Source organism: Pseudoalteromonas sp. APM04 (assembly GCF_022809815.1).
GTDB classification, from domain to species: domain Bacteria; phylum Pseudomonadota; class Gammaproteobacteria; order Enterobacterales; family Alteromonadaceae; genus Pseudoalteromonas; species Pseudoalteromonas marina.
The window spans coordinates 961181-976527 of sequence record NZ_CP094441.1; the positions used below are offsets into that span (position 1 = coordinate 961181).

Annotated in this window: 16 protein-coding genes; 11 read left to right on the forward strand and 5 right to left on the reverse strand. The window is 39.0% G+C overall.

From position 1 onward, the window contains the following. Nucleotides 1-6: 6 nt before the first annotated feature. Nucleotides 7-1713 (reverse strand): lysophospholipid acyltransferase family protein, encoded by a 1707-nt coding sequence (locus MTP24_RS04540; protein WP_243532984.1) that lies wholly within the window; start codon nucleotides 1711-1713, stop codon nucleotides 7-9. A gap of 155 nt (nucleotides 1714-1868) precedes the next feature. Here MTP24_RS04540 and MTP24_RS04545 point away from each other — a divergent pair, with 155 nt between their 5' ends. Next, entirely contained in the window at nucleotides 1869-2789 is a 921-nt protein-coding gene (locus MTP24_RS04545) for a glyoxylate/hydroxypyruvate reductase A (protein WP_243532986.1), read from the forward strand. 203 nt (nucleotides 2790-2992) lie between these two features. Here the strand turns inward: MTP24_RS04545 and smrA are convergent, their stop codons facing one another. From smrA to MTP24_RS04560, 3 genes are all read right to left on the reverse strand, one after another. Beyond that, a complete protein-coding gene (gene smrA / locus MTP24_RS04550; RefSeq protein ID WP_058428560.1) occupies nucleotides 2993-3571 on the reverse strand; it encodes a DNA endonuclease SmrA in 579 nt (192 codons plus the stop codon). A gap of 128 nt (nucleotides 3572-3699) precedes the next feature. Beyond that, nucleotides 3700-3945, reverse strand: a complete 246-nt coding sequence (locus tag MTP24_RS04555; protein ID WP_006792771.1) for a hypothetical protein — start codon at nucleotides 3943-3945, stop codon at nucleotides 3700-3702. 107 nt (nucleotides 3946-4052) lie between these two features. Next, entirely contained in the window at nucleotides 4053-4496 is a 444-nt protein-coding gene (locus MTP24_RS04560) for a hypothetical protein (RefSeq protein ID WP_243532988.1), read from the reverse strand. A 113-nt stretch (nucleotides 4497-4609) separates the two neighbouring features. Here MTP24_RS04560 and MTP24_RS04565 point away from each other — a divergent pair, with 113 nt between their 5' ends. Then, nucleotides 4610-4993, forward strand: a complete 384-nt coding sequence (locus MTP24_RS04565) for a response regulator (protein WP_006792773.1) — start codon at nucleotides 4610-4612, stop codon at nucleotides 4991-4993. Between the two features lie 65 nt (nucleotides 4994-5058). Here MTP24_RS04565 and rpsT read toward each other — a convergent pair whose 3' ends face one another. Beyond that, nucleotides 5059-5319 carry a 30S ribosomal protein S20 gene (gene rpsT, locus MTP24_RS04570; RefSeq protein WP_006792774.1) on the reverse strand — a complete coding sequence of 87 codons (261 nt, stop codon included), beginning with the start codon at nucleotides 5317-5319 and terminating at the stop codon, nucleotides 5059-5061. Between the two features lie 252 nt (nucleotides 5320-5571). Here rpsT and murJ point away from each other — a divergent pair, with 252 nt between their 5' ends. The 9 genes from murJ (at nucleotide 5572) to pilV (ending at nucleotide 15345) form a co-directional block, all read left to right on the forward strand. Then, nucleotides 5572-7152, forward strand: a complete 1581-nt coding sequence (murJ, locus tag MTP24_RS04575) for a murein biosynthesis integral membrane protein MurJ (protein WP_279388991.1) — start codon at nucleotides 5572-5574, stop codon at nucleotides 7150-7152. 83 nt (nucleotides 7153-7235) lie between these two features. Further along, nucleotides 7236-8186, forward strand: coding sequence for a bifunctional riboflavin kinase/FAD synthetase (ribF, locus tag MTP24_RS04580; RefSeq protein ID WP_006792776.1), 951 nt, complete (start codon nucleotides 7236-7238; stop codon nucleotides 8184-8186). Nucleotides 8187-8191: 5 nt separating this feature from the next. Then, nucleotides 8192-11020: an isoleucine--tRNA ligase gene (gene ileS, locus MTP24_RS04585; RefSeq protein ID WP_058551005.1), complete on the forward strand. Its 2829-nt coding sequence runs from the start codon at nucleotides 8192-8194 to the stop codon at nucleotides 11018-11020. Nucleotides 11021-11032: 12 nt separating this feature from the next. After that, nucleotides 11033-11533: a signal peptidase II gene (gene lspA, locus MTP24_RS04590; RefSeq protein ID WP_010555931.1), complete on the forward strand. Its 501-nt coding sequence runs from the start codon at nucleotides 11033-11035 to the stop codon at nucleotides 11531-11533. Beyond that, entirely contained in the window at nucleotides 11530-11970 is a 441-nt protein-coding gene (fkpB, locus tag MTP24_RS04595) for an FKBP-type peptidyl-prolyl cis-trans isomerase (protein ID WP_008132561.1), read from the forward strand. The genes lspA and fkpB overlap by 4 nt, the downstream gene beginning before the upstream one ends. Beyond that, complete coding sequence (gene ispH, locus MTP24_RS04600) at nucleotides 11970-12899, forward strand: 4-hydroxy-3-methylbut-2-enyl diphosphate reductase (RefSeq protein WP_243532990.1); 930 nt, start codon at nucleotides 11970-11972, stop codon at nucleotides 12897-12899. Before fkpB ends, ispH begins: the two co-directional genes overlap by 1 nt. Nucleotides 12900-12939: 40 nt before the next feature. Then, a complete protein-coding gene (locus MTP24_RS04605) occupies nucleotides 12940-13974 on the forward strand; it encodes a histidine kinase (RefSeq protein ID WP_243532992.1) in 1035 nt (344 codons plus the stop codon). Continuing rightward, entirely contained in the window at nucleotides 13971-14678 is a 708-nt protein-coding gene (locus tag MTP24_RS04610; protein ID WP_010555933.1) for a LytTR family DNA-binding domain-containing protein, read from the forward strand. The genes MTP24_RS04605 and MTP24_RS04610 overlap by 4 nt, the downstream gene beginning before the upstream one ends. 106 nt (nucleotides 14679-14784) lie before the next feature. Continuing rightward, nucleotides 14785-15345, forward strand: a complete 561-nt coding sequence (gene pilV, locus MTP24_RS04615) for a type IV pilus modification protein PilV (protein ID WP_008132554.1) — start codon at nucleotides 14785-14787, stop codon at nucleotides 15343-15345. The last annotated feature ends 2 nt before the right edge of the window (nucleotides 15346-15347 follow it).

A 15347-nucleotide genomic window follows, 5' to 3' on the forward strand; every position in this document is an offset into this window, starting at 1 on the left:
CTTCAATTAGCTTAAGTATCGCTTTGCTTTGTTATCTTTAACATTTTGCAAGTCAACCAATACTAAACCATCAATGCAATTGTTAAAGTCGGGATCTACGCTAAAACTTAAAAATTTTACTCCACCAGGCTTACATAGCTCTGTATATTGTTTAAATAAAGTGGGAACTTGCGCACCCATGTTGGCAAGCACATGCTTTAGTTCTACAAAGTCTTCTTTAACATCATCTTTGCAAAAAATCATGTCACACTGCGCAAGTTCATGTTCGCTTAGTTTGAATTCATTGTTTGGAGTCGCAAGTACTTCATCGGTTTTATAATAATGCTGATAGTAATACACTAGCATGGCCTTTGCCGGGTCAGGTAACGTATTAGACACGCTAACAGCGCCAAATAAATAACGATATTGTGGGTAGTTTTTAACAAATGCGCCAATGCCGTACCACAGGTAATCTAGGCTTTTACGTCCCCAATATTTTGGCTGAACAAAGCTACGACCAAGTTCAATTCCTTGCTCTAGGTAGGGGCCCATTTCAGTGCTATAAGTAAATAAACTGTCGGTATACAGCCCTTTACGGCCATGTTTATCAATTATTTCTTTAGCGCAAGCTAGCCTATACGCGCCTACCAGCTCTAATTGTGTTGGGTCCCAAAGAACTAAGTGTTGATAGTCCATATCGTACTTATCAATATCACGGCGTTTTCCACTGCCTTCACCTACAGCTCTAAAAGCTATTTCTCTCAACCTACCTAGCTCTCTAAAAATAGGTGAGCTACCCGTATATTGATATAAATGAATATGCATACCATCTTGTGTTTCCCCCAGAAGCTGACACGCATCTATTGCTTTTTTAAGCTCTTTCCTACACTCAGGAACAGCAATAGGAGTTTGTGTTTTAAGTGGTAAGGTTTTTTTAGTTGTTAGGCGATACAGTTGCTTTCGTATTAAATTAACAATCTCTTTATCTTTTAAATTTTCTATGAGGTATGACGCTGGAGGAATAGACGCACCAATTTCAAACTCTAACGATTTCTGGCGTTGTTTAAACATTTCTTTTACTAGTAATAAGCTTGCTAAGGGTTTGTAAATTATTGAAGTCCCATAAAATAATGGGCTGTTTTTAGCTTTTATATAAATAGGTAATATAGGGCAATTGGCTTTTTTTGCCATGCGCAAAAAACCGCTGTTCCATTTACAATCTTTGATACCTGTAGGGCTCAGCCGTGATACTTCACCAGCGGGAAATATCAATAATACCCCCTCATTTTTTAAATGCTGGTGAATATTATAAAGCTCTTGTTTTTTACTTGTGCCAGATAAGTTATTTACAGGTAAAAGTAAGTCGTGCATTGGAGTCACCGACATAAGCATACGGTTAGCAACAACCTTTAAATCTTTTCTTACGCTTGAGAGCACTTTAATTAATGCAAGCGCATCTAAAGAGCCTATAGGGTGGTTTGCAACAATAATTAATTTACCTTCGCTAGGAATATGCTCTATTTGCTTTGGCTTGTAACGTGTATCAAAATTGAGCTCATCGAGAACTTGTTCAACAAATTCTAGCCCTTGTAAATGAGGATAGGTGTCGGCAAAGGCCACAAACTCTTGTTCATGTAGTAAATAGCCTAATCCCTTTTTTACTAGGCTTTTTACTTTTGGTGAGCTTTCTAATTGTGGTAAGTTTGCTGCAATTACTTTATCAACACTGATCATACAAACCTCTTTTTAATTTAGCATGATTGCCATGTCTGTAGAGTAAAAAAAGGGTGTGACAGTTATTTTGCAGTTGTGTGACCTTTTAAAGTGTGCAGGGTGCGAAGTGTTGATTAGTCAGTATGGATTTTATAAAAACTTATTTGGAAGTAACTATGTCGGTATTAGTAGCAATTACAGGTCGAGATAACACAAAGTTAATAGCGCAATTACAAGCCCGATTACCCTCTACAAAAATACAGCAGTGGCCAGATTGCAATAACCTAGAAACTATTGATTTTGTATTAGCATGGAAAGCACCGAATGATATGTGGGCAAAGTTGCCAAACCTTAAAGCGGTATCGTCATTTGGTGCGGGTGTAGACAGTATTGATTTAAATTTGCTTGGTGATGACGTAGATGTAGTGCGTATAGTTGATGAAAAATTGGCACAAGACATGGCCGAATATGTACTTACCCATGTTTTAGCGCAAAAATTACGATTAAAAGAATACTTTATTAAGCAAATGCAGCACCAATGGAAGCCCAAAAGGGCTTATCAACAAAACAATGTAGGTATTTTAGGATTTGGGGAGCTAGGTAAAGCATGTGCGAAACGACTTATTGCTAATAACTTTACTGTAAATGCTTGGGCTCATACACATAAAACCAGTAACACAGTTAATTTATTTTATGGCGAACAAGGGCTTAAAAAAATGCTTTGTAACATTGATTATCTAGTCTGCCTGTTGCCATTAACCAATAAAACAAAAGGTATTATCAATAAAAGTACAATTAGTATGCTTCCTAATCATGCTGTTATTATTAATGTTGCACGAGGAGAGCATGTTATAGAAGCGGATTTACTTAAAGCCTTAGAAGAGAATTCGCTTCGGGCTGCAGTCATTGACGTGTTTGAACACGAACCCCTTAGTAAAGAACACCCTTATTGGCAGCATGATAAAATAACCCTTACACCGCATTGTGCAGCATTATCAGATATAAACAGTGTTGCAGCACAAATAGCAGAAAACGTTGAACGCTTGCAGCAAGGTATTACTTTAAATAATCGAATAGATAGAACGAAAGGATATTGATAAATTTAAAGAAACAGCTTGTTAACATATGTAATTTTTATTAATGTTGTATATGTTCTCAACAATAAAAATATAAAGAGGGTGAAATGAAAACAAATCAGGGTGGTGCTAGATTAAGCTTAATTATAATTTCTATAATAATATTAGGCGTATCTGCTTGGTTTAATCAGCCAACTATTTTATAGAATGGCACCACAGCAAGTTTAGCGCTTGCTGTGGATTTCTCTATTTTCGTGTTTTTTATCGGCACTTTTTTTGAGTAAAACATAAGTCGCACCACTCCCTCCATGATGCCTCTGTGCAGTATGATATGCCAAAACCGCCGGTAATTCAGGTAGCCATTTATTTACAAAACTTTTTAGTATTCCTGGTTTAGTTTTATTTTTAATTCCTACACCATGCCTAATAAGCACCACGCGAACATTTTGCTGCTGACAGTCATTAATAAAATTAAAGAGCGTATTGCGTGCATTTTTAAGTAGCTGGCCATGAAGGTCTAAGGTCGCATCAACTTGATACTTTGCTAAACGTAAGTTTTTAAATACAGGGCCTTGTACTCCGTCTTTTTTAAAACTTAAAATAGCAAATGGCTCAACAAGCTCAACAGACTCTGTACTTAAGTAGTTCTCATCTGTTGATAGAGTATTTTCAGCCGCTTGTCGCTTTTGTTGTTGCGCAAGTGAAGAATGAGGGCTGCTTGATAACGGTTTAATAGTATCACTGCTAATAGGGGTCACATCTTCCATAGAAGATAAAAACAAATCAAAATCAGATAAGGACATACCGAAATCTCAAAATAATGTAGTACGAGGTCAATATTATCTTAGTTCACCTAATTACCCAACCATTTTGATTTATACAATAAAAAAGCCCAGCAATGCTGGGCTATAAAATATTCTAGGGGAAATTGTTAGCTCTGAGTTACATTAAGTTGCCCAAATGTATAAACCTTAAACAGATAAAATGTATTGATCAATACTAAACTCATATTTGAAATAACACTCGACGACATAAGATCTAAGCTAAATGATAAAAATAACAGGCCACATGCACTTATGGCGGCTACGCGCAGTAATGTTATGTGGTTAATAAAGAATGCACCTAAACCTAGTGCAAGTAGTATCGTGTTTAAAAGCCAATCTAGCTCATTTAGCATGGTCGTTTCAATAGTTCAGTTGTTGAAAAAAGGAGCGCCATTATGGTGATCTTTTGCGCACCTTTCAACCAAGTAATTTTACATTTTTCAGATTAGTTTTATTAATGCTAAAAGTAACTTTTAATCGCTGAAATGAGACCGTCGTCAGCAATAACTTGATACTTTTGGCAGCTCTGAGGATTCTGTAAATCACTGCATAAATAAAGAGATTTACGCTTATCGTCAAACTTAGGATGTAAATGCGAGTCAACAAGCGTTGCACCGTATCCAAATACACCAGGCCAATAAATACTTTTGCTAACCATCCCTAATTTTTTATAGGTGAGTAAAGTTGGTTTTGGAAAAGTTATAATGATAACTGCAATAATAGCGAGCGTTATTAACAGCCCTTTTTTAGGTTTAGGGTTTTGGCTATTTAACTCTGTATCAATAGTGTGTTGTTTAGTTTGTGCCTGCCTTTGAGAAGTTGCCCGAGTTTTATTTTTTTGTGTTGTATTTTTTCTTGCCGGTGTTTTACCTAGCAAGGATTGTTTTTTTGGTGTTTTTGACATAAAGCAGATCTGGCCTTTTTTACATAGGTCTTTATAATTCAAATAGTAAATTTATATACTAAGCTAATTATTATAATAACGTAAAGTTAGCTTATAGCCTATGAGGAATGAAGATGGACACGCAGCTATCAATTTTAATAGTGGATGACGTTAGCACGGTGCGTAGTTTTTTGAGCCAAACGCTCATGCATCTAGGGATAGATAATGTAAAGGAAGCATCTACTGCCTCACAGTGTATTAGTGAATGCCAAGCAGCAAAATACAGTATGATTTTTTTGGATATTGAGTTACCGGATGGAGACGGAAAAGAATTAATTGCACAAATCAACGAGATGAGTCCAGAAACGAATGTAATTATGGTGTCTGCGCATTCAGCTGTTGAAAATGTAAAAGATGCCATAGATAAAGGCGCTAAAGGGTTTATCGTAAAACCGTTTACACCTAAAAAAATAGCAGCCATGCTTAAAAAGTTTTATCCAGATTTAGAAATTATGTAGTCCAAAAACTTTTAAGTAAAAAAAAACCGGCAAAAGCCGGTTTTTTATATTCTAACAAAAACAAATTATAGCGCTTTGATCTTAGCTGCTAAACGGCTCTTATGACGAGCTGCTTTGTTTTTGTGGATTAGACCCTTAGTTGCGTAACGGTCTAGGATAGGTGTAGCAACAGAAAAAGCTTGCTGTGCAGCTTCTTTATCGCCAGCTTCAATAGCAACAACTACTTTTTTGAAGTAAGTGCGCATCATTGAGCGACGGCTTGCGTTGTGCTGACGGTTCTTTTCGCTAGTGATAGCGCGTTTTTTTGCAGACTTGATGTTAGCCAAGGTTTGCTCCTAACAATCTTAAAATAAAGCTTAAATTAAAGGCCGTGGAATATGCCTGTTTCTATCATGAATGTCAATTAAATTTAACTATTCAAGAAAAACTGCTCCTTATAACGAACATTAATTTGCCGCTTTAGCAGTTAATGACGCTATTGTAACAAAGCACAGACCCCCAGCCTAGTGCTTTAAAGCGATTTATAAAAAAGACTGTGGCATAATCGCGTATCTTAGGGATTTTTAAGTAGGTTTAAGGTGTCAAAAGGTTTATTTCGCTCCGGTATGATTGTTAGTTGTATGACTATGATCTCGCGTATTTTAGGGCTCGTAAGAGATGCAGTTGTTGCTAATTTACTCGGCGCAAGTGCTGCGGCTGATGTATTTTTATTTGCTAACCGAATTCCTAACTTTTTACGTCGCTTATTTGCAGAAGGCGCTTTTGCACAGGCATTCGTACCCGTTTTAAGTGAAATAAAAGAGCAACAAGGTGATGATAAAGTTAGGCTCTTTGTTGCCCAAGCTGCAGGTACGCTGGGCACTATTTTATTGTTAGTCACTATTTTTGGTGTAGTGGCTTCGCCGGTTATTGCCGCTTTATTTGGTACCGGCTGGTTTATTGATTGGTGGCAAGGCGGCCCCAATGCAGAAAAGTTTGAGCTGGCCAGTTCGTTATTAAAATTTACCTTTCCGTATTTGTTGTTTGTAAGTTTAGTCGCGCTTAGCGGTGCGGTAATGAATGTTTACAACCGTTTTGCCGTTGCCGCATTTACTCCTGTGTTACTCAATATATCAATAATCACCTGTGCAATTTTTTTACATGATAAGTTTAGTGTTGGTGCATATGCCCTCGCTATAGGTGTATTTGTCGGTGGCATTGTTCAGTTGTTATTTCAATTACCTTTTTTATTCCGCGCTAAAATGTTGGCTCGCCCGCGTTGGGCTTGGCATGACGAAAACGTAAAAAAAGTGCGTAAGCTTATGCTGCCTGCATTGTTTGGCGTATCGATAAGCCAAATTAATTTATTACTAGATACTATGATTGCCTCGTTACTGATGACAGGTTCTATAGCATGGCTTTATTACTCAGACAGGCTAATAGAGTTTCCGCTTGGTTTATTTGGGATTGGTATAGCCACTGTCATTTTACCCGCACTCTCTAAATTGCACAGCAGTAAAAAATTGAGCGATTTTCAGCATACGTTAGATTGGGGAGTTCGCTTTGTAATATTTTTAGGTATACCAGCAATGGTTGGCTTAATGATAATAAGCCCACTTATAATTACGGTCCTATTCGATCATGGTGCCTTTAAAGAGGACAGTGTTGATCATGTAAAAGCGGTAAGTTTAGGTGTTGTAGCTTACTCTGTTGGGTTAGTTAGTTTTATGTTGATTAAAGTGCTCGCGCCTGGGTTTTATTCACGTCAAGATACTAAAACGCCCGTACGCATTGGTATTATAACCCTTGTGCTAAATATGGTATTTAATATTATGTTAGCCCCTTTTATAGGTTACTTAGGGTTAGCACTCGCTACATCAATGTCAGCCAGTTGTAATGCATTTTTACTTTACAGGCAGCTAAAAAAAGAAAATGTTTATCAGTTTTCTTCTATGAGTTTGCGTTTCACTATAAAGTGCATCGTTGCAAGTTTAGTCATGGGCTGTGTTACATGGTATGTAAGTAGTTACTATTTCTGGGCCTCGTGGGCTTTCGCACAACAAGTTATATTATTAATTGCCCTTGTTGTATTAGCAGGAGTTAGCTACTTTGCAATGCTCTTTTTAATGGGTGTAAGACTAAATACGATAAAAAGTGTAGCAATTACTGAATCAAACTAAAAAAAAGATTATAATCGGCAGCCTTGTGGCTTTTCCTTGATATAAGTCGTGATAATACTTGCTGAAAAAAGGCTTTAGGTGGCATGGAGTTAATTAGAGGTATACACAATATTCGCCCACACCATTTTGGGTGTGTGTTAACTATTGGTAATTTTGACGGCGTTCACTTAGGTCATGCGCAAGTATTAAAAGGCTTGTTAGCCGACGCAAAAGCACACAATTTACCCAGTACGGTGTTGTTGTTTGAGCCTCAACCTCAAGAGTTTTTTGCAAAAAATAATGCCCCAGCAAGGTTAACTCGCTTACGCGACAAGTTACGTTTATTAAGTGATTTAGGCATTGAACGTGTAATTTGTATTAGCTTTAACCAGCGGTTTGCAAATATGCATGCAGAACAGTTTGTAAACGAGATACTCATAAAAAAACTCGGTGTTAAAGCGTTAACGGTGGGTGACGACTTTAGATTTGGCCAACAACGTAAAGGTAATTTTAATTTACTTGTAAATATGGGCAAACAAGCAGGCATGGATGTACAAAGCACTGCGAGTTTTCATCAGTTAAATGCTAGAGTAAGTAGCACGTTAATACGTGAGGCATTGGCATGTGGTAACTTAGCCGATGCAAAAGTGATGCTTGGTCATAATTATGCGATTTCTGGGCGTGTTATACACGGTTGGAAACGAGGCCGTGAACTTGGCTTTAGAACTGCAAATATAGCGCTAAAGCGCCAAGTTTGCCCCGTGAATGGGGTATTTGCTGTGCAAGCGACTATTGCAGGGAAACAGGTTTTTGGGGTTGCTAATATAGGCAACAAACCCACATTTAATGGGACACGTGCACTTCTGGAAGTTCATCTTTTTGACTTTGCACAAGACATTTACGGACAATTTATGCACGTTGAGTTGATACAAAAACTCCGCGATGAAAAAAAATTCGAGACATTAACACAATTAACGGCGCAAATAGCAACAGACGTTGCCGCCGCTAAACAGTGTTTTGGTTTAAATCAGGTAGCCGATAGAGACGGAATGTAGGATAAATGAGCGACTATAAACATACTTTGAACTTACCGGAAACACCGTTTCCAATGCGTGGCAATTTGGCACAACGTGAACCAAAAATGCTAAAAGCATGGTATGAAGACGACCTATATGGTCAAATCCGCAGCGCTAAAAAGGGTAAAAAAACCTTTATTTTGCATGACGGTCCGCCATATGCAAATGGCGACATTCACTTAGGTCACTCAGTAAATAAAATTTTAAAAGACATTATTGTAAAGTCTAAAACCTTATCTGACTTCGACTCGCCATATATTCCAGGCTGGGACTGTCACGGTTTACCAATCGAGCTAATGGTTGAGAAAAAAGTAGGTAAGCCTGGCGTTAAAGTAACTGCGAGCGAGTTTCGCGAAAAATGCCGCGCTTATGCTAAAAAGCAAGTTGAAGGTCAAAAAGTAGACTTTAAACGTTTAGGTGTGTTTGCCGATTGGGACAAGCCATACCTAACAATGAATTTTGATTTTGAAGCGAATGCAATTCGTGTACTTGGTCGTATTATTAAAAATGGTCACCTACACAAAGGTGCAAAGCCTGTGCACTGGTGTACTGATTGTGGCTCTGCATTAGCTGAGGCTGAAGTTGAGTATCAAGATAAACAGTCGCCAGCCATTGATGTGCGTTTTATTTTTGATGATCAAGACGCCGTAGTTAATGCATTTGATATGGCACAAGGGCATAAAGGTAAAGGTGATGTTGGTACTGTAATATGGACTACAACACCATGGACGCTTCCTGCAAACCGTGCAGTCGCAGTTCATGCTGAGTTAGAATATGCATTAGTACAAGTTGAAGATGAAGGCGCTGAGCAGCGTTTAATTTTAGGTTCAGAGCTTGTAAAAGATGCTATGGATCGTTTTGGTTTTAATCATTACCATGTTTTAGGTTACGTAAAAGGTGCTGCACTTGAAAACTTGCAAGTAGCGCATCCTTTTTATGACTTTAATGTACCGGTAATTGTTGCAGAGCATGTAACTACGGACTCAGGTACTGGCGTGGTGCATACAGCACCGGGTCATGGTCAAGAAGATTTCGTGGCAGGCTTAAACTATAACCTAGAAGTTGCTAACCCAGTTGGCGCTAACGGTGTGTACTTGCCTGATACAGAATTATTTGCAGGCCAGCACGTATTTAAAGCTAACGCGAGCGTAATTGAAGTATTAAAAGAGCGTGGCGCTTTAGTGCACCACCATGCGCTTACTCATAGTTACCCACATTGCTGGCGTCATAAAACCCCTATTATTTTCCGTGCTACGCCACAATGGTTTGTTAGTATGGATCAGGCTAATTTACGTAAAGATTCATTGGCTGAAATCAAAAATACACAGTGGCTACCAGAATGGGGCGAAAGCCGTATTGCAAACATGGTTGAAGGTCGCCCAGATTGGTGTATTTCTCGCCAACGCACTTGGGGTGTACCCATTGCTTTATTTGTTGACAAAGACACCGGTGCATTACACCCAAATACCCAAGCGCTTATTGAGCAAGCTGCCGCATTAGTAGAAAAATCAGGTATACAGGCATGGTATGACTTAGAGCCAGAAACACTATTAGGCGAAGAAGACGCTAAACAATACATGAAAGTGCAAGACACACTCGATGTATGGTTTGACTCAGGCGTGTCGCATGCGTGTGTTGTTGATGCTCGTGAAGAATTAGTAGGCCCAGCAGATTTATATCTGGAAGGGTCGGATCAACACCGTGGTTGGTTTATGTCGTCGATGATGACATCGGTTGCAATTAATGGTCATGCCCCTTATAAACAAGTGCTTACGCATGGCTTTACCGTTGATGAAAACGGCAGAAAAATGTCTAAGTCATTGGGTAACGTTATTTCTCCGCAAAACGTTATGAATAAGTTGGGTGCTGATATCTTACGTTTATGGGTCGCGTCTACCGACTACACGGCTGAAATGACTGTATCGGATGAAATATTTAAACGCTCTGCAGATCGCTACCGCCGTATTCGTAATACGAGCCGTTACTTATTAGCTAACTTAAATGGTTTTGATCCTAAAACAGATCAGGTTGCTGTTGACGATATGGTTGAGCTTGATAAGTGGATTGTTGGCCGTGCTGCACAGCTTCAGGACGAAATTTTAGCCGCTTACGATAGCTACCAAATGCTATTAGTTACGCAAAAGCTAATGAACTTCTGTACGGGTGAGCTTGGTTCGTTCTACTTAGATGTAATTAAAGACCGTCAGTACACAGCTAAGAGCGACAGCCATGCACGCCGTTCTTGTCAAACTGCGCTTTACCATATTGCTGAAGCAATGACGCGTTGGATGGCACCAATTATGAGCTTTACAGCACAAGAAATTTGGGAAGCTTTACCTGGAGAACGTAGCGATTACGTATTTACATCAGTATGGTATGAAGGTTTACAAGCACCAACAAATACCCAGTTTAGTAATGATGACTGGCAAGCAATTTTAAACGTACGTGACGAAGTGAACCGTTTATTAGAAGCGGCACGTAAAGAAGAAGTTATTGGTGCAGCTCTTCAAGCTACAGTTAATTTATTTGCGGGCGAAGAGCTGGCAAACAAATTAACAGCATTGGGTGATGAGTTGCGTTTTGTACTGCTAACGTCAGCTGTTAATGTAGCGCATGTTGATAGCCAGCCTGCAGATACGCAAGAAACAGAAATTGAAGGTTTGTACATTAGTGTTGCAGCAACAGATGCCGCCAAATGTGAACGTTGTTGGCATTACAGCGACGATGTAGGCATTGAGCCTGCTCACCCAGAAATTTGCGGTCGTTGTGTTAGTAATGTTGATGGTGAAGGCGAAAAGCGTCAATTCGCTTAGGGGATGTTTTTAGTGAGCAAACTAGCCCAAAAAAGTGGTTTAGTGTGGTTATGGTTGAGTCTATTGCTTTTAGCAATAGACTTTGCCAGTAAAACACTTGTTGTAAATACTATGGCTTATAGCGAGTCTATTAATTTACTACCTGTTTTTAGTATTACCTATGTGCATAACTATGGTGCTGCTTATAGTTTTTTAAGTGATGCTGGTGGTTGGCAACGTTGGTTTTTAAGCGCAATTGCAATTGCTATAAGTGCCTTATTGGTGTGGTGGCTAAAAAGATTACCCGCAACTAATAAAGTGTTATGTGGTGCTTACTCGTTAGTGCTTGCTGGCGCTATTGGTAACTTATACGACCGTATTGCTTACGGTTATGTAATTGACTTTATTCACGTATTTTATGAAGACTCACATTTTCCAGTATTTAACTTTGCTGACTGTGCTATTTGTGTAGGCGCGGCATTGTTATTATTTGACGCCTTTACAGGTGAGAGTCCGAAGGAGCATAAAGCATGAGCCAAGCTGTAATTGGTGAAAACTCGCAAGTTATTTTTCATTTTTCTATAAAACTTGAAGATGGCTCTGCCGCTGATTCAACTAAAGTGCACAACAAACCTGCAAAGTTAACAATGGGCGATGGCAGCTTAACGGCAAATTTTGAGAAGTGCCTTTTAGGTCTAAGCGCAGGTGAAAGTAAAACCTTTGAATTAGAACCTGAAGATGCATTTGGTCAGCCAAACCCAGATAACATTTATTATGTTGATCGTAGTAAATTTGGCGCAGAAACACCTGCGAAAGTAGGTGCTATTATTGCGTTTACTCAACCTGATGGTACAGAGCTTCCGGGCTTAGTGCGGGAAGTGCAGGGTGAGTCGGTTACTATTGATTTTAACCATCCGCTATCTGGCCAGCGTTTAACATTTGAAGTTGATATTATTGAGGTAAAAGGCTAATGGATATTTTATTAGCTAATCCACGTGGCTTCTGCGCAGGCGTTGATAGAGCAATTAGCATAGTAGAGCGCGCTTTAGATATTTTTGAAAAGCCAATTTACGTACGTCATGAAGTTGTTCATAACAAATATGTTGTTGACGGCTTAAAGAACCGAGGCGCAGTGTTTGTAGAAGAATTACACCAAGTACCAGACGACAGCATTGTTATTTTTAGTGCGCATGGTGTATCTCAAGCGGTACGCTCTGAAGCCAAGCGCAGAGAGTTAAAAGTATTTGATGCGACTTGTCCACTTGTAACTAAAGTACATATGGAAGTAACCCGCGCAAGCCGTAAGGGTATAGAATGTATTTTAATTGGCCATCATGGTCACCCAGAGGTTGAAGGCACCATGGGGCAATACGACAATGATGCTGGCGGTATTTATTTAGTAGAAACCGAAGACGATGTTATTGCGCTTAATGTTAAAGATGCAAAAAACTTATTTTATTGTAGTCAAACAACGCTCTCTGTTGATGACACTGCTGATGTAATAGATGCATTACGAGAAAAATTTCCTGCAATTGACGGCCCGCGTAAAGATGATATTTGTTACGCGACTCAAAATCGCCAAGATGCTGTTCGCGACCTAGCTGATAAGGTTGATGTATTATTAGTTGTTGGTGCGAAAAATAGCTCAAACTCAAATCGCTTGCGCGAACTTGCAGATAAAATGGGTACAACCGCTTACTTAATTGACGATGCTACTGATGTACAGGAGCAATGGGTTTCAAGCGCTAATTCAGTAGGGGTTACGGCTGGTGCGTCAGCACCTGAAGTGCTTGTTCAGCAGGTAATAAGTCGTTTAAAAGAGTTGGGTGGCACACAAGTTGTAGAAAACCCAGGTGAAGAAGAGAATATCGTATTTGCTGTTCCTGTGGAGCTGCGTTAATCTATATAAATTAATTATTTAGATTACAAGGAGAGCTGTGATGAGCAAAACGCCTCAATCGGATGTATTGCTTTTTTCAGCTCTTTTTAATGAGCGAGGTGTGCTTGCCTCGCTTGTTGTCACTCAAGTTATTGCGGTTGTTTTAGCATTTGCTCCGCATGCTCAGGGTGATATATGGCTTAGGCTTGGAATAATTAGCCTATTTTTACATTTAATTGTTTTATCAAGTACTTCCTCGTTATATATAGCTCGGCACTTTTTACAAAAGCGTACACGTGCCCTACAACTTTCGCTCTTTTTTGTTTCTTTTTTATTATTTACCAGCATGTTTAGTGTTTTATTTTCGCGCTTTGCGTTTGATATAAATACAACTGAACACCTTATTTATTTTGTCATTCAAAATACTATTATTGTTGCATTTATAGTTGCTTTATTTGTGCAGTTTTTGCTTATCTATGCTGAAAAAGAGCAACAAACTAAGGCACTTTCCCGTGCTGAGTTAGACGCTTTGCAAGCACGAATTCGTCCACACTTTTTATACAACAGCTTAAATACAGCGGCAGAATTAACGCATCACGATGCCGCGGCTGCAGAGCAAGCTATTTTAGCATTAGCTGCATTGTCACAAGCGGCAATGCGTTCAGGGCAAAGCGTGTTGTTGAACGATGAGGTAACACTGAGTAAGCAATATATTGCCTTAGAAACTTGGCGCTTTGGTGAGCGATTAAAAGTTAATTGGCACATTCCCTCAGATTTACCAGCATTAAATATACCGTGTTTAACACTTCAGCCATTAATTGAAAACGCAGTATGCCACGGTGTTGAAACAAGTGAAGACGGCGCGACAATAAATGTAGAGCTGCATATCACCACCGGCTATATAACAATGATTGTCTCAAACCCAATTACAGCTTCAAAGGTGCAAACTAGGCCTAATAATGGAATGGCACTTGATAATATTCGCCAGCGTTTAAATATTTATTATAAAAATAAAGCGCAGCTTACTATTACTAATAGGGATGGCGTATACAGGGTGAAAGTCGTTATTCCTAAACATATTGAGAATAGCGTATGAATGTACTGATTGTTGATGATGAACCATTAGCTAGGACGCGATTAAAACGGCTTTTAGCAGTTGACAAAAGCATAGTGATAAAAGCAGAGGCAGCGAATGGGAATGAAGCGTTAGAGCTTGCTAAAAAGTATAACCCTGATTTAATTTTTTTAGATGTCGATATGCCAGGAATGAATGGCTTAGAGGTAGCGCATAAGCTAAACAGAATGCCTTTACCACCCGCTATTGTGTTTGTTACGGCTCACCCAGAGCATGCATTAGATGCCCTGCAATTAAGTGCTGCGGGATATCTAGTTAAACCTATTACCGACCAATCTTTAAGTAAAGTGCTAGATCAGCTAGGGCGTTTAAATAAAGCGCATGTGCAAAAACAGCAATCAGCTAAAATTAGTTACCAGGTGGCAGGGGTTATAAAAAGTGTAGAGCTTGACAGTATTATTTATTTTATCGCGCAGCAAAAATACACAAACATGGTTTTTGAAGGTGGAGAAGCCTTTATAGAGCAGAGCTTAAAACAGTTAGAGCTACTTTACCCCGCCCAGTTGTTACGAATTCATAGAAATACCTTAGTAAACAAAAGTAAGCTGCTATGTTTGAAAACACAAAATACAGGGGTACATACAATAGAACTTGTTGGTTGCAAAGAGCACTTAGCTGTAAGCCGACGGGAACTAAAAGCAGTTAAAGATATATTAAATGCCTAGCTGTTAACCGTTTATCAACAAATCCTACCGCTTATCCTAGTAAGTATTGAATCTAAATTTTAATGCCATAAACTTACAATCAGACAATTTTTTATTTGGTTTTGGTATGCAATCGTCTCAAACAAAATTTCAAAAAGGCTTCACACTAATTGAAGTGCTTATTGCATTTATAATTTTAAGTTTTGGCTTATTAGGGGCCGTGGCTTTGCAAGCTAAAGCTAAGCAGGCAAGTTTTGATTCTATGCAGCGAGCTGCTGCTGTTGCGCTAGGAAACGATATTATTCAACGTATTCGTGCAAATGATACACCGCAATTAGTTGGGCTTTACGCTAAAACATTTAATAGTGAAACCTCTACAACAACGTCTCAAACTTGCTTCACAGCAAGCTGCAGTGCAGCGCAAGTTGCAGCTTTAGATTTAGAACAATGGAAACGCGCGATTAGAGCGCGAGAAAATACAGGCGCCTTAGATGACGCAACTGTGTGTATTAGGCCAACAGCAGTTGGTGGCTCAGGTGGTAAAGCATTTAATTTAGAAGTGATTATTTCATGGCAAGGCAGACAAGAATTTACAGCCAATGATGCAACAGCCGCAATTGAGTGTGGCGAATCAGACAAAAAGCGCCGTTTAGTGGTTTTAACTAGTTACATTTACCTTAGGAGTTAAGC

What these genes read in the sequence shown, in the direction of transcription:
- MTP24_RS04540 (WP_243532984.1), bottom strand. Translation starts at nt 1,713, where the DNA reads ATGATCAGTGTTGATAAAGTAATTGCAGCAAACTTACCACAATTAGAA.
- MTP24_RS04545 (WP_243532986.1), top strand. Translation starts at nt 1,869, where the DNA reads ATGTCGGTATTAGTAGCAATTACAGGTCGAGATAACACAAAGTTAATA.
- smrA (WP_058428560.1), bottom strand. Translation starts at nt 3,571, where the DNA reads ATGTCCTTATCTGATTTTGATTTGTTTTTATCTTCTATGGAAGATGTG.
- MTP24_RS04555 (WP_006792771.1), bottom strand. Translation starts at nt 3,945, where the DNA reads ATGCTAAATGAGCTAGATTGGCTTTTAAACACGATACTACTTGCACTA.
- MTP24_RS04560 (WP_243532988.1), bottom strand. Translation starts at nt 4,496, where the DNA reads ATGTCAAAAACACCAAAAAAACAATCCTTGCTAGGTAAAACACCGGCA.
- MTP24_RS04565 (WP_006792773.1), top strand. Translation starts at nt 4,610, where the DNA reads ATGGACACGCAGCTATCAATTTTAATAGTGGATGACGTTAGCACGGTG.
- ribF (WP_006792776.1), top strand. Translation starts at nt 7,236, where the DNA reads ATGGAGTTAATTAGAGGTATACACAATATTCGCCCACACCATTTTGGG.
- ileS (WP_058551005.1), top strand. Translation starts at nt 8,192, where the DNA reads ATGAGCGACTATAAACATACTTTGAACTTACCGGAAACACCGTTTCCA.
- fkpB (WP_008132561.1), top strand. Translation starts at nt 11,530, where the DNA reads ATGAGCCAAGCTGTAATTGGTGAAAACTCGCAAGTTATTTTTCATTTT.
- ispH (WP_243532990.1), top strand. Translation starts at nt 11,970, where the DNA reads ATGGATATTTTATTAGCTAATCCACGTGGCTTCTGCGCAGGCGTTGAT.
- MTP24_RS04605 (WP_243532992.1), top strand. Translation starts at nt 12,940, where the DNA reads ATGAGCAAAACGCCTCAATCGGATGTATTGCTTTTTTCAGCTCTTTTT.
- MTP24_RS04610 (WP_010555933.1), top strand. Translation starts at nt 13,971, where the DNA reads ATGAATGTACTGATTGTTGATGATGAACCATTAGCTAGGACGCGATTA.
- pilV (WP_008132554.1), top strand. Translation starts at nt 14,785, where the DNA reads ATGCAATCGTCTCAAACAAAATTTCAAAAAGGCTTCACACTAATTGAA.